12 protein-coding genes are annotated in these 13,345 nt (G+C 71.7%); 6 read left to right on the plus strand and 6 right to left on the minus strand.

Annotated elements, in window-relative coordinates:
* The first annotated feature begins 2 nt into the window (after positions 1–2).
* Positions 3–1,385 (plus strand): PspC domain-containing protein, encoded by a 1,383-nt coding sequence (locus tag IAG44_RS15450; RefSeq protein WP_187747697.1) that lies wholly within the window; start codon positions 3–5, stop codon positions 1,383–1,385.
* Positions 1,372–1,632: a hypothetical protein gene (locus IAG44_RS15455; protein ID WP_187747698.1), complete on the plus strand. Its 261-nt coding sequence runs from the start codon at positions 1,372–1,374 to the stop codon at positions 1,630–1,632. Before IAG44_RS15450 ends, IAG44_RS15455 begins: the two co-directional genes overlap by 14 nt.
* Positions 1,633–1,733: 101 nt before the next feature.
* Here the strand turns inward: IAG44_RS15455 and IAG44_RS15460 are convergent, their stop codons facing one another.
* Positions 1,734–2,261: a DoxX family protein gene (locus IAG44_RS15460; protein ID WP_187747699.1), complete on the minus strand. Its 528-nt coding sequence runs from the start codon at positions 2,259–2,261 to the stop codon at positions 1,734–1,736.
* 169 nt (positions 2,262–2,430) lie between these two features.
* Positions 2,431–3,705 (minus strand): hypothetical protein, encoded by a 1,275-nt coding sequence (locus IAG44_RS15465; protein ID WP_187747700.1) that lies wholly within the window; start codon positions 3,703–3,705, stop codon positions 2,431–2,433.
* Positions 3,706–4,008: 303 nt separating this feature from the next.
* Between IAG44_RS15465 and IAG44_RS15470 the strand changes: the two genes are divergently transcribed.
* Positions 4,009–4,878: a DUF4429 domain-containing protein gene (locus tag IAG44_RS15470; RefSeq protein WP_187747701.1), complete on the plus strand. Its 870-nt coding sequence runs from the start codon at positions 4,009–4,011 to the stop codon at positions 4,876–4,878.
* A 42-nt stretch (positions 4,879–4,920) separates the two neighbouring features.
* Here IAG44_RS15470 and IAG44_RS15475 read toward each other — a convergent pair whose 3' ends face one another.
* Positions 4,921–5,715 (minus strand): class II aldolase/adducin family protein, encoded by a 795-nt coding sequence (locus IAG44_RS15475; RefSeq protein WP_187747702.1) that lies wholly within the window; start codon positions 5,713–5,715, stop codon positions 4,921–4,923.
* 92 nt (positions 5,716–5,807) lie between these two features.
* On the opposite strand from IAG44_RS15475, the gene IAG44_RS15480 reads away from it, so the two are divergent.
* Entirely contained in the window at positions 5,808–6,281 is a 474-nt protein-coding gene (locus IAG44_RS15480) for a pyridoxamine 5'-phosphate oxidase family protein (protein ID WP_187747703.1), read from the plus strand.
* Positions 6,282–6,299: 18 nt separating this feature from the next.
* Here the strand turns inward: IAG44_RS15480 and guaA are convergent, their stop codons facing one another.
* The gene (gene guaA / locus IAG44_RS15485) at positions 6,300–7,874 is read right to left on the minus strand and encodes a glutamine-hydrolyzing GMP synthase (RefSeq protein WP_187747704.1); all 1,575 of its coding nucleotides are present in this window, start codon (positions 7,872–7,874) and stop codon (positions 6,300–6,302) included.
* A 279-nt stretch (positions 7,875–8,153) separates the two neighbouring features.
* Here guaA and IAG44_RS15490 point away from each other — a divergent pair, with 279 nt between their 5' ends.
* Positions 8,154–8,435 carry a chorismate mutase gene (locus IAG44_RS15490; protein WP_187747705.1) on the plus strand — a complete coding sequence of 94 codons (282 nt, stop codon included), beginning with the start codon at positions 8,154–8,156 and terminating at the stop codon, positions 8,433–8,435.
* Positions 8,436–9,085: 650 nt separating this feature from the next.
* Here IAG44_RS15490 and IAG44_RS15495 read toward each other — a convergent pair.
* Complete coding sequence (locus tag IAG44_RS15495; protein ID WP_187747706.1) at positions 9,086–10,213, minus strand: hypothetical protein; 1,128 nt, start codon at positions 10,211–10,213, stop codon at positions 9,086–9,088.
* Between the two features lie 250 nt (positions 10,214–10,463).
* Here IAG44_RS15495 and IAG44_RS15500 point away from each other — a divergent pair, with 250 nt between their 5' ends.
* Positions 10,464–11,471 (plus strand): LPXTG cell wall anchor domain-containing protein, encoded by a 1,008-nt coding sequence (locus tag IAG44_RS15500; protein ID WP_187747707.1) that lies wholly within the window; start codon positions 10,464–10,466, stop codon positions 11,469–11,471.
* A gap of 62 nt (positions 11,472–11,533) precedes the next feature.
* Here the strand turns inward: IAG44_RS15500 and IAG44_RS15505 are convergent, their stop codons facing one another.
* Entirely contained in the window at positions 11,534–13,336 is a 1,803-nt protein-coding gene (locus tag IAG44_RS15505; protein WP_187747708.1) for a GMC family oxidoreductase, read from the minus strand.
* Positions 13,337–13,345 lie beyond the last annotated feature (9 nt).

Below are 13,345 nucleotides of genomic sequence, written 5' to 3' on the forward strand. Positions count from 1 at the left end.
ACATGGCAGATCACGAGGACGCAGAGCCGGCGAAGTCGGCGGGAGAGGCTGGGGTGACGGCGACAGCGGAGCGGCCCGAGCCGGCCGGGCCCGGCCGGCTCGCCTTCCGCCGCGACCGCGACCACAAATTGATCGCGGGTGTGTGCGCGGGTCTGGGCCGCCAGTGCGACATGGACCCGGTGATCTTCCGCATCACCCTCGCCGTGCTCTCCGCGACGGGCGGCGTCGGCCTCATCTTCTACGGCTTCGCCTGGCTCTTCGTCCCCTACAAGGACGACGGGGAGAACGAGGTGCGCAGGCTCCTCACCGGCCGGGTCGACGGCCAGGCCCTGGCCGCGGTGCTGTTCTCCCTGGTCGGCTGCGGGATCTTCCTCTCGATGCTGAGGAACGGCGGGGTCTTCACCTTCGCCGCCGTCCTCTCCCTCCTCCTCGCGGGAGCCGGCTACTGGTCCCGCAACCGCGACACCTCCGAGACCGCCCCGCTGACGGCCCAGGCGGCGGCGGACGCCCCGCCGGAGCCCAAGGCCCCGCCGATCACGGCCACGCTCCCCTCGTGGTGGCGCGACCCGATCGTCAAGGACGGCACGCATGTAGGGGGGACGGGCTATCTGTGGGGCCCGGGAGACACCGGCGCCCCGGACCTCGGTTCGATCACGACCGTCGACCTCTCCGGCCACCGCCACCAGCACGCGCACCCGCACCGCCCCGCGCACTCCTTCCACCCCCGGCGCCATCTCCCCCAGGCCACCCGGGGCCCCCGCTGGATCGGCGGCTGGCTGTTCTTCCTCTCCCTCGGCGCGGGCGCCCTGGTCACCCGCCTCACCTGGGACGACCACCCGCTGGGCACCACCCTGCAAGCGGGCCTGTCCGCCACCCTGATCGTCCTGGGCCTCGGCATCGCCGTCAGCTCGTTCCTGGGCCGCACCGGCGCGGGCTCCCTCTTCCTGGCCCTGGTCACGGCGGGCCTGCTGGCCGCGACGACCGCGGTCCCGAAGAACATCACCACCCACTGGTTCGACACGACCTGGCGTCCCGCCACCACCGCCCAGCTCCAGAGCTTCTACGAACTGGGCACCGGCCAGGGCACCCTGGACCTGTCGGCCCTCGGCATCGCCGAGAACACCACCGCCCGCACCGACGTCAACGTGGGCGTGGGCAAGGTTCGCGTGATCGTGCCCCGGGGCGCGACCGTGCGCCTAACCGTCGACGTCGGCCTGGGCGACATCCGGCTGCCGGGCGAGAACCAGAAGGATGTGGACGTGGAACCTGGCAGGCACAAGGAACTCACCCTCGCGCCGCCTGCCGGCGCCACCCCGGCCGGCACCCTCGTCCTCAGTCTCGACGTCGGCCTCGGCCAGGCGGAGGTGACCCGTGCCGCGTCATGAGTTCCGCCCCGGCCGCCTCCTGGCCGGCCTGTTCTTCGCCCTCACCGGCACGATCTACGCCGGCGACGCGGGCGGCCTCTGGGAGACACCCTGGTTCGCCGTCATCCCCCTCGTCCTGTTCGGCCTCGTCCTCGCCGGCGTGGCGGGCGCGACTGCCCGCACGGTACGCAGACGCCGGGCGGCATCACCCCACCCGGCCGCGGCGCCGGCCCCCGAGAACCCGGTCCGGGACAGAAAGTCCCCCTGACCGAGCCTCTTAGAAGCACCGGAACGCCCTGGACCCCAACGGCCCAGGGCGCCCCGCGCAACCTGATCTCAGCTCACCCCAGTCTCAACCGGGCCCCACCACTACCCCAACCCGCCCTGCCCCCGCCGTCCCCTCAGCACCGCGTCCACCGACCACACCGAGGCCCCCGCCAGCACCAGCGGCGACCAGGCCATCATGTAGGGCAGGTCGTTGCCGTAGTAGTACGGATCCGAGGCCCAGCTCACCGTCAGCCACAGGCTCAGGGAGATCAGCAGCCCGCCCAGCGCGGCGATCCGCGTGAACAGCCCCACCAACACCCCGATCCCCACGGCCAGTTCACCCAGCGCGATCGCGTACCCGAACCCCACGGGGCTCTTCAGCGCGAGGTCCACCAGCGCCGGGATCGCCGAGGAGTCGCGGACGGCCCGCATGGTGTCCCCCAGGGACCCGGCCCCGGAGTCCTTCATGAACGCGCTGTCCGTGAGCTTGTCCAGCCCGGCGTAGATGAACGTCACGCCGAGGAACACCCTGAGCGGCACGAGCGCGTACCGCGTGGCCGTCGCACGCCAGTCCCGCGCTCCTCCTCCGACGGAGGAAAGGTACGTATCCGTACGCGTCCCGTGAGTCATAGCCGACCGCCGCCTCTCGCCCACCGCACTGTGAACCCCTCACCAGACGATACGGATCCGCCCGGTATCCCGCTCACCCCGCGACCTCACTGACAGCAAAGCGACAGCCACCACCCCGGACCACCCGACCGAACCCCGCCCACTCCCCCGCGCGGCCCTGCCTCCCCCTCTACTCCCCCACCTCGATCACATACCGATTGCTCTCCGCCCCCGCAGCCGTCACCACCTGCACCCCCACCTCCCCCGGCTCCACCTCCGCCGGCACCGGCACCCTCAGCACCGCGTCCGTCGGATTGCTGAACCCCCCGACGACCGGCACCAACGGCACGTGCACATGCACGGCCCCCACCCGGACGACCATCCGCGCGAGCCGGTCGGCCCCCTCCGCGCCGCACGGCACGAACCCGCTCCCCCGGATCTCGATGTCGTCCCCGGCCCGGATCGGCCCGTCGAGATCACCGGCCTCACGGGCGCGCACGACGGAGAGGATCACCACCCGCCCGCCCTCGGCGTACTTCGCGGCGAGATAGGTCCCGGCGGAGACGAGCACCGCGACGGCCAACCCCCAGGGCAGATCGGGCAGTTGCTCGGGCCGCCGGGCCAGCCGCACGACGGCGAAGACGAGCGCGACCGAGCAGATGACGACGTACTGGATATCGGCGAAGGACCCGCGCCCGGAGTCGTCGGTCAGCAGATCGGCGGCGCGCGGCCGCCGCGCCCGCACCTTCTGCAGCCGCTGCGCCAGCACCCGCACGCCCACAACTCGCCGCACCAGCACGGCGATTCCGCAGACGACGGCGAGCACGGTCACCACCCCGGCCGCACGGCCGAGTTCGAGCCCGTCGAGCAGGGCGTCACGCTCGGCGTGCGAGGAGGCGGCGGCGAGCTGACCGACGAGGACGAGCACGGAGTACGCGACGAGCAGCACCCAACTCCCCGCGACGACACGGGAGGTGGAGAGCCGGTTGTCCTCCCCGACGACCGGCGCGAGCGCGCCCCCACGGGCCCGGTGCAGCCAGGACGCGGCACTCAGCGCGCCCGCCACGACCAGCGCGGCGAGCAGCCCGGCCGTCCGGGCGGTGCTCCACCCGGCGCCGACGGCGGTCAGCGCCTGCCCGAGCAGCAGCGCGACGACGGCCGCCCAGACGGCGACGAGGGTCCACCGCCACAGCCCGGCGAGCCAGGCGTCCCCCTCGGCGCGCCCCCGCTCCGCGATGTCCCCGGCGGACTGGGTCAGCTCCTCGGAGACCCACTGCCGGGAGGCGAAGGCGGAGTGCGCGACGGCGGCCGGCACGCCCTCCCCGGCGGCGAAGGCGTCCCGTCTGGCGAGGAACGCGGAGACGGCCCGCCGGTGTCCCTCGCGGGCGCCGTGCGGACAGTCCCCGCACGTGCATCCGCCCGTGTGCGCGCTCCCGGCACCCTGCTCAGCCTCCCGCACCGCCACGCCCGACGACCGCCTTCCCGCGACCAAGAAGCGGGGCCGGACAAACGCTCCGAACCCCGCCGACTCCCGTAACAACTCCCGTGCGACGAGAGCGAATTGTGCCCTACGCGAGCCCTTGCGCGCAGACCGTCCCGATGACCGGAACACCCCGGTCACACCGACTCGCCGCCCTCACCGAGAACCCCGCCCACCGAACACCCGCCCGCCGATTCCCCGCTCACCGAACACCCCGCCCACCAAAACCCCGTCCGCCTCAACCCGCTTCCCCCGCCCACCTGTTGACCCCCCTGCGACAATTCCCCTATGGCCGAGATCATCCAGCGCGACGGGACCTGGGCCTTCGACGGTACGACGGTCAGGATCACCCCGGGCCTGCACCGCAGCGTCCCCCTGTTCCGGCAGACGTACGGGGAGGTCGCGGTCCCCCTGGAGGCCGTCGCCGGCGTCGTGTACGAACCGGAGCGCAGGCGGGGCCGGTTGCGTCTGAGGCTGCGCGAGGGCGCGGACCCCCTGCTCCAGGCGACCGGCGGCCGGCTGCCCGAACCGGCCGACCCCTACCGCCTGTTGGTGGAACCGGACCGCGCGGGGACGGCGGAGTTCATCGCGGAGGAGATCCGCAACGCGCTTCTCCTCGACCAGGTCCCCAAGAGCCCGACGGGCACCTACCTCCTGCCCGGCCCACCGGTCCCCGTCTCGGTCCGCTCCTCGGACGGCACGATCTCCTTCGACGGCGGCCGGGTCCGGATCGACTGGGCGGACACCTCGGACCGGGTGAAGCGGGCGACGGGACCGCGTGTCATCGGCGTCGGGGACGTCGTCCGGGTCGAGTGGATGCCCAACTCCGGTTACGACGACGGGTTCTTACGGTTCGTCACCCGAGACACGGTGTTCTCGAAGCTGCCGCCGGAGAAGGACCCCTACGCGCTCGACCTGTGGGGCAACACCCGCCGGGACCTGCTCACCGCCCTCGTCGCGACGGCCGTCACCGCGCGCCTCCCGCACCCCTCGACCCGCCCCGAACGCGAACAACTCCCCGCGCCGCCCCCGCTGTCGGCCGACCATCACGACGTACTCCTGCGCCGTCTACGGGAGTTGGGGGAGCTGCACCGCACGGGGGTGCTCACGGACGAGGAGTTCGCACGGACGAAGGCGGTGATCCTGCGAGGCTTCTGAACCACGCCCCTTGGAACCCCCATCACCCTCGCCCCCCAACTCTCAGTCCAGCAAGTCCGGTTGACTCCTGCTGATCTCCTGCCACAACGGCTGATAGTTGATCCACGCCACCAGATCCCCACCCAACTGCTCCCGCGTGGCCACCGCCTGCCGCCGCTCGATCAGCACCGGCCGCCCGGCCGCCCGCGCCGTCAACTGCACCTGGCTCGACCGCTCCATGGACACGAACCACCACGCGGCGGCGTCGACCGAGTCCCCCACGGTCAACAGCCCGTGGTTACGCAGCACAAGGGCCTTCCGCGACCCCAACGCCGAAGCGATCCGCCGCCCTTCCTCCGCGTCGACGGTCACCCCGGTATACGTGTCGTACAGCGCGTGATCCTCGAAGAACGCACAGCTCTCCTGAGTGATCGGATCGAGCAGTTCCCCCAACGCGGCGAGCGCCCGCCCGTGCACGGAGTGGCAGTGCGCGACGGCGACGACGTCCGGCCGCGCCGCGTGCACCTGCGCGTGCACGGTGAACGCGGCCTGGTTGACGTGGTACTCCCCCTCCACCACCTGCCCCTCGGAGTTCGCCAGCACCAGATCGCTCACCGTCACGTGCCGGAACGGCATCCCGAACGGGTTCACCCAGAAACAGTCGCTGAACTCCGGGTCGCGCGCGGTGATGTGCCCCGACACCCCGTCCTCGAACCCCATCCGCCCGAAGATCCGGACGGCGCCGGCGAGCCGTTCCTTGCGGTGGCGCCGTTCGTCCTCCAGGGACTCGTGCATCGGCGGCATGGCGAACCGGAGCCGGTCGGTGGGCAGCGGTGCAGGCGGCGTGGGCCCGGACATCGGTCCTCCAGCGATGGTGTCCTCTACAGAGCCGGAAGCTACCGCCGACCAGTACAGAAAGGCAGACCCGTTGTCCAAAGATAATCGACCTCATGCCGACGAACTGGGCCGCATTCCACACGGCCGAACCAGCCCTCGCGACAACCGTCGAGGAACGCTTCTCCCAGCACACCCACCATGTCCTCGCCACCCTCCGCCGCGACGGCTCCCCACGCACCAGCGGCATCGAAGTCCGCTTCCACGACGGCGAGTTGTGGCTCGGCATGATGCCGCACTCGGTCAAGGCCCTCGACCTGAAACGGGATCCGCGTTTCGCTCTCCAGGCCAACCCCGGTGAGGGCACCGGCATGGGTGGCGGCGACGTCCGAATCTCCGGCAGGGCCACGGAGGTTCACGACGGCCCCCTGAAGGCGGCGTACATGAAAGAGGTGGAACCGCCGGAGCAGTTCCACCTCTTCCGCGCCGAACTGACCGACGTCACAAGGACGTTCGTCGAGGACGAGACCTATCTCGTCGTCGAGGTCTGGCAGCCCGGCAAACCGGTGCGCGTGATCAAGCGCACCTGAGCCCCGTCAAAAGGAGCCCTACTCCCACTCGATCGTGCCCGGGGGCTTCGACGTCACGTCCAGCACAACCCTGTTGACGTCCCGCACCTCGTTCGTGATCCGCGTCGAGATGCGCGCGAGCACGTCGTAGGGGAGCCGCGACCAGTCGGCCGTCATGGCGTCCTCGGAGGACACGGGCCGCAGGACGATGGGGTGGCCGTAGGTGCGGCCGTCGCCCTGGACGCCGACGGAGCGGACGTCCGCGAGGAGGACCACGGGGCACTGCCAGATGTCGCGGTCGAGGCCGGCGGCGGTCAGCTCCTCGCGGGCGATCGCGTCGGCTTCGCGCAGGAGGTCGAGACGTTCCTTGGTGACCTCGCCGACGATGCGGATGCCGAGGCCGGGCCCGGGGAACGGCTGGCGCTGGACGATCTCCTCGGGCAGCCCCAACTCCTGGCCGACCATGCGGACTTCGTCCTTGAACAGCTTGCGCAGCGGTTCGATCAGCTGGAACTCCAGGTCCTCCGGGAGCCCGCCGACGTTGTGGTGGGACTTGATGTTCGCGGTCCCGGTGCCGCCGCCGGACTCGACGACGTCCGGGTAGAGCGTCCCCTGCACCAGGAACTCCACCGCCGGGCCCTCGTCCGCGATGATCTCGGCCTGCGCCTGCTCGAAGACGCGGATGAACTCCCGTCCGATGATCTTCCGCTTCTCCTCGGGGTCGGAGACCCCGGCAAGGGCGGACAGGAACCGCTCCTCCGCGTCGACGACGACCAGCTTGACCCCGGTCGCGGCCACGAAGTCCTTCTCGACCTGCTCGGTCTCACCCTTGCGCATGAGCCCGTGGTCGACGTACACGCAGGTCAGCTGGGACCCGATGGCCCGCGCGACGAGCGCCGCGGCGACCGCCGAGTCGACCCCGCCGGAGAGCCCGCAGATCGCCCGCTTGTCCCCGACGAGCGCGCGGATCGCCTCGACCTGCTCCTCGATGACGTTGCCAGTGGTCCAGTCCGGCTTGAGCCCCGCGCCCCGGTACAGGAAGTGCTCCAGCACCTGCTGCCCGTGCGTGGAGTGCATGACCTCGGGGTGGTACTGGACGCCGTAGAGTTTCTTCTCGTCGTTCTCGAAGGCCGCGACCGGCACGACGTCGGTGGAGGCGGTGACCGCGAACCCCTCCGGCGCCGCCGAGCACGCGTCGCCGTGCGACATCCACACGGCCTGCTCGGCCGGCGTGCCCTCGAAGAGCGTGGACGACGACTTGGAGACGTGCAGGTCGGTGCGGCCGTACTCGCGCGCGCCCGTGTTGTCGACCGTGCCGCCGAGGGCCTGGGCCATCAGCTGGAAGCCGTAGCACATGCCGAAGACGGGGACGCCGGCCTCGAAGAGCGCGGCGTCGATGCGCGGCGCGCCCTCCTCGTACACGGACGAGGGGCCGCCGGAGAGGATGATCGCCGCCGGGTTCTTCGCGAGGATCTCGGCGGCCGGCATGGTGCTCGGCACGATCTCGCTGTAGACCCTGGCCTCGCGGACCCTACGGGCGATGAGCTGGGCGTACTGCGCGCCGAAGTCGACGACCAGAACGGTGTCGGGGGCGGCTGGGGTCGCTGATGACACGGGGGCCTTCCGGCGGTGGGGCAGGGGCTGTGTGCGGCCGATTCTACCGGGGCGCCCGGAGGGGGCCGGGGGCAGCGGGGGCCGTGGCATACTGGCCGCATGCTCACGCCCACGACCTTCCTCTTTACCTATGGCATCCGGCCCGCCGGCTGCCATGGTCGTGCTCGCGCGTAGAGCCGAGCGACTTCCCAGGCGCCCCGGGCCGACAAGGCCCGGGGCGCCTGTCGTTTCTCCGGGGCTTGCCGTTCCAGGGCGCACGACATCTCAAGGAGCCCCACCATGACCGCCCTCGACATCACCGGCGCGAAGACCGCCGAGGCCGCCGACGTCATCACCGGCGCGCGCGAGCGCATCGACGCCCTCGACGACCGCATCATCGGCCTGATCCAGGAACGCGTCGCCGTCTCCGCCGTCGTCCAGGACGCCCGTATCGCCTCCGGCGGCCGGCGCGTGAACCTCTCCCGCGAGATGGAGATCCTGGCCCACTACAGCGAGGCGCTGGGCAAGCCGGGGACGGCGCTGGCGATGACGTTGCTCGAACTGTGCCGGGGCCGGATCTGAGGGCGCCATCTCCCGTCCCTCGCAGATGAGTTCGGGCCCTCCCTCACCCGTACGGCGCGTGACCGGCCCCCGGCGCCGTCGTTGGTACCGGTGTCCGTGCCAGCCAGGCGCGGGCCCGGAAGAACCACGCGTGGCTCGTTGGAGCGATGAGACGTACGGATCGTGCCGTGCGTCGTGGGACCTCGCTCCAGGGTGATGACCGGACGGCAGGGGACAGCAGCCCGGTCATCCAAGAGAAGCGGTCGGCCTCGGGGACGCCCGGGGCCGGCCGGCGGAAAGTGCAAAAATCTACAAGGGCTGGGCCAAACGGTTGCGGCGGCAGCGTTCATCCAGCACGATGCGTACAAGCTTCACGTCCCCCCACGAAACCCCGCATCGCTGTGCACGGCGACGCGGACAGACCGGAACGTCCACTGCCACAGGTCCAGACCAGTGCGGTGCGGCGGCGGACGGGCCGGCCCACGCACCACCCATAGCGGCGCACCCCCCGGCGCCGCTCCCCGGGAAGCACCGGCGCTGCCCTGACGCCGGTGCTGACGAAAGAAGGGCCCCGCGGCTCCGTCCCGCGGGGCCCTTCGCTCTTGCCCGGCGCACGGGCCGAACTCGCAGCCCCGTCCGCGCGGGCCACATCGCACCCCCGTCCGCGCGGATCAGACCCGCGACACCGTCCCGCACGGCTCCTCGCCAGTCCCCCCGAGCTCCCTGCTCCGGTCGTACGGGTCCTCCTCGGGCCCCGAGGGCGTCGGCCCCGTCGGCTCGTCGGACCGGAACGAGGGGTGGAACCAGCCGTCGTACCGGTCGCACTCGGAGTTGCCGCTCGTCATGTCGTTGCGCGCGATGAACACCGTCCCCGGGGTCACCCGGTAACGCGCCGGGTCCGACAGCTCGACGTCCAGGACGCGGCGGACGATGGTCCGGGTGGCCTCGGCGTCCCCGTCGGCGGTGGGCGTGGAGGCGCGGACGACGGGATAGACGAAGGTGTAGTCGGCGTGGACGACGGCCGAGCCGTCCTTCCCGGCGCCGACGGTCATCCGGCCGCGCGTCTTGACGACCGTCCCGGCGATCCGGATCTCGGCGGGGTCGAACCGGCTGACCAGCATCAGCGGGTCGTCCTTCTTGTCGGCCTTGCGCAGCGCCGGGCCCAGGAGCTTGTGCACGTCCTTCTGGAGCGGGTCGATCACCTTCGCCGCGGTCTCCGGACGCTCGCCGCGCAGGGTCGCCGGATCGAGGTTGGTGTCGATCAGCAGGGTCCGTGTCTTCGTCAGCAGGTCCTGTACCTGCGCCTTCGTGAACCCCTTCACCGCCGTCGCCGGCGGCGTCACGATCCCGGCCGCCCCGTCGGCCCACCGGAGCGCGGGCGATCCGGCGAAGGGCCGGGCCTGCGTCGGCGCCTCGGGGTCGACCGCGCCGGGCGCGCCGCTGGGGGCGGCGGTCTCCAACGGGAGCGGAGCGGCGTCCCCCGTAGTACCCGTACTACCCGTCCCGAACGGGTCCCCCGGGATCACGGACGGCTTCATCGCGACGAAGGCGAGCGCGGCGGCGACGGGTATCCCGACGAACGTCCACAGCCGGCGCCGTCTGCGCGCCCGCGCCTCTGTGTCGCGCCAGGACGGACCGGTGCGCCAGCCCTCGGGCAGCTCGCCGCGCGCCTCCTGCTCGCGCAGCCGCGCGGTGACCATCCGGGCCCGCGCGGACGGCTCCTTCGGCGCCGAGGCGGCCGTTCCCGCCTCGCTCTCGCGCAGGAACTTCTCCCAGTCGTCGTCGGAAATCTCAGGCACGGCGGCCCTCCCCCTCGTTTCTCACGCCGTCGGTCTGCGCGGCAGCAGAGCCTAAAACGTGATCCGCCACACACGGAAAACACGTGATGCGGAACACATAAAAACTGTGTGAGGAGGCGTGCAACCTTTCCCGTCCTTCACGGATCAAACATGCGAATCACGGGCCACACCCGCGCCCCCAACGCGGAAGGTCTCCGCCGACACGTCACGCCAACCGGGCGCGACGTGCCTGACATCCCGAGGTCTTCTCATGAAGCTCCGCCGCGCCATAGCCGTGGCCGCCGCGACGGCCGCCCTGTCCCCGCTCGCCCTCCTGTCGGCGCCCGCCGCGTTCGCCGAGGACAGCGCGTCCCCGTCGGCTTCGCCGAGCGAGTCGGCGTCCGAGGCCGCGCCGTCGTCGCCGGCCGCGTCCCCGTCGGACACCCCGAGCGGCACGCCGTCGAGCGCGGCCCCCTCGAACACGCCGTCCGGCACCCCGAGCGGCACGCCCAGCGGCACCCCGTCCGGCACGCCGTCGACCGCCCCCTCGGGCACCCCGAGCGCGTCGCCGTCCGCCCCCGCCGACGTCGACTACTGCGCGACGGACGACGACGAGGACGCCCCCGGTGGCATCGACGAGAACCTGACCAGCGGTCTGAGCGGCGTGCCCTCGAAGGTCGTCGCGGGCAGCGGCTGGAAGAACATCACGTTCAAGGTCTCCAACATCGGCGACAAGACGATCAAGAACGTCAAGCCGATCCTCGGCATCGCCGCGTTCGACGACGAGGCGGACTACTCCAGCAAGGTCACCCTCCAGGTCCTCCAGAAGTCCACGGGCACCTGGAAGACCCTGGCGGACGCCTCCGGCGACGGCGCGACACTCTCCGCGATCAACCTCGACGGCGGCCAGTCGGTCTCCTACAAGCTGCGCTTCAGCGTCAGCGGCAGCGTGCCCGCGGCCCTCGGCATCACCGGCGGCATCGCGATGTACTCGGACTCCGAGGGCTGCTGGGCGTCGGACGACCCGAACCTCTGGGTCTACGAGTTCGAGGTCCTGGCCGCCGGCTCCGACGCCGGTAAGCCCAGCGAGGCCAAGCCCCAGACCGGCGGCGCCAAGCCCGTCAAGCTCAGCGACGTCGAGGCCACCGGCACGCTCGCCGAGACCGGCGCCGGCTCCGCGCTCCCGCTGATCGGCCTGGTCGGCGGCGCGGCCGTCGTCGCCGGCGCGGGCGCGATCTTCGTCGTCCGCCGCCGCAGGACGGCCGGCAGCCACGCGTAACGCGTACGGAAACCAGCGGAGGGACCTGCGCTCGGAGGGGGGCGCAGGTCCTTCCGTGCTGTTCAGCCCTGTTCGGCCGTGCGTTTGGGCGGCACCGTCGGCATTCCGAGGAACGGCAGTCGCAGTGCCCCGAACGCCTCCTCCGGCACGGCCGGTGACTTGGGCTCGACGGCCGCGATCCGCTCGTACGCCGTCCCCTGCGCCGGCCGCGCGTCGGGCTCGCCCTTGTTCGGCCAGAAGGCCATCGCCCGCTCGGCCTGCGCGGTGATCGTCAGCGAGGGGTTGACCCCGAGGTTCGCGGAGACGGCGGCCCCGTCGACGACGGAGATCCCGGGGTACCCGTACAACCGGTGGTAGGGGTCGATGACGCCGGTCTCCCGCGAGTCCCCGATCGGGCACCCGCCGAGGAAGTGCGCGGTGAGCGGAGTCCCCATCAACTCCCCGACGTTGGACCCGGCGAACCCGTTGATGTCGGCGGCGAGCGCGGACGCGGCCTGTGAAGCGGCCTTGATCTGCTGGGGGTTGGGCGCCCCGTGCCCCTGACGGGCCGTCAACAGGCCCCGCCCGACGCCCGACGGCTTCAGGTACGTCGTCAGCGAGTTGTCCAGCGACTGCATGACGAGCCCGATGATGGTCCGCTCCGACCACTTCCGGTTGGACAGCGACCGCAGCAGCAGCAACGGGTGCCTGGCGACGTGCGCGAGCCAGCCCGCGACCCTCGACGACCCTTCCGCGTACGGGACTTGGACGATGGACAGGCCGCCCATCGCGTTGGATCCCCGGCCGTAGCGCACCGGCTCGATGTGCGTGTTCGCGTCCGGGTGCACGGACGACGTGATGGCCACCCCGCGCGTGAAGTCGGGGGTGCGTCCGGTCGCCTTCCGGTAGCGCCGGTCGTCGGTCTGCGCCCCGACCAGCGCCTCGGAGTTGGTCCGGGTCAGCTCGCCCAACCGCTCGGAGAGGCGCGGGAGTTGGCCGCCCGCCTTCATCCGGTGCAGGAGGGTCTGCGTGCCGTACGTGCCGGCCGCGAGGACGACCTCGCGGGCGGTGAGGATCCGTCCCCGGCCCTTGCGCCGGTTGTCGGTGGGCAGCGTCGCGACCGCGTAGCCGCCGCGCGAGTCCTCGGTGACGGAGACGACGGTGGTCATCGCGTGCACCGTCGCCCCGGCCTTCTCGGCGAGGTACAGGTAGTTCTCGTTGAGGGTGTTCTTCGCGCCGTGCCGGCAGCCGGTCATGCACTCCCCGCACTCGGTGCAGGCCCGCCGCTTGGGGCCGGCCCCGCCGAAGTAGGGGTCGTCGACCTCGGCTCCGGGCTCGGCCTTCGGCGCGGCGCCGTCGGCGTCGTCGCCGTCCCCGAAGAAGACGCCGACCGGCGCCATGTGGAAGGTGTCGCCGACGCCCATGCTCTGCGCGGCGGCCTTGAGGTGGACGTCCGAGGGGGTGACGGTCGGGTTGAGCCGCACGCCCAGCATGCGCCGGGCCTGGTCGTAGTAGGGGCTCAACTCCTGTTCCCAGTCGGTGATCTCCTTCCACTGGGGGTCCTCGAAGAACGCCTTGGGCGGTACGTAGAGGGTGTTGGCGTAGTTGAGGGAGCCGCCGCCGACGCCCGCGCCGGCCAACACCATGACGTTGCCCAGGAGATGGATGCGCTGGATGCCGTACAGGCCGAGGCGCGGCGCCCAGAGGTAGTTCCTGAGGTCCCAGGAGTTCTTGGGCAGCAGCTCGCGGCCGAACCGGCGCCCGGCCTCCAACACGCCTACGCGGTACCCCTTTTCGGTGAGGCGCAGCGCGGTGACGGAACCGCCGAAGCCGGAGCCGACGACCAACACGTCGTAGTCGTACGGGTCTTGGGGGTTGTCTGACACGCTGGCCTC

The organism is Streptomyces roseirectus, assembly GCF_014489635.1.
GTDB classification, from domain to species: Bacteria; Actinomycetota; Actinomycetes; order Streptomycetales; family Streptomycetaceae; genus Streptomyces; species Streptomyces roseirectus.

What these genes read in the sequence shown, in the direction of transcription:
- IAG44_RS15450 (WP_187747697.1), top strand. Translation starts at nt 3, where the DNA reads ATGGCAGATCACGAGGACGCAGAGCCGGCGAAGTCGGCGGGAGAGGCT.
- IAG44_RS15460 (WP_187747699.1), bottom strand. Translation starts at nt 2,261, where the DNA reads ATGACTCACGGGACGCGTACGGATACGTACCTTTCCTCCGTCGGAGGA.
- IAG44_RS15480 (WP_187747703.1), top strand. Translation starts at nt 5,808, where the DNA reads ATGCCGACGAACTGGGCCGCATTCCACACGGCCGAACCAGCCCTCGCG.
- IAG44_RS15470 (WP_187747701.1), top strand. Translation starts at nt 4,009, where the DNA reads ATGGCCGAGATCATCCAGCGCGACGGGACCTGGGCCTTCGACGGTACG.
- IAG44_RS15475 (WP_187747702.1), bottom strand. Translation starts at nt 5,715, where the DNA reads ATGTCCGGGCCCACGCCGCCTGCACCGCTGCCCACCGACCGGCTCCGG.
- IAG44_RS15490 (WP_187747705.1), top strand. Translation starts at nt 8,154, where the DNA reads ATGACCGCCCTCGACATCACCGGCGCGAAGACCGCCGAGGCCGCCGAC.
- IAG44_RS15500 (WP_187747707.1), top strand. Translation starts at nt 10,464, where the DNA reads ATGAAGCTCCGCCGCGCCATAGCCGTGGCCGCCGCGACGGCCGCCCTG.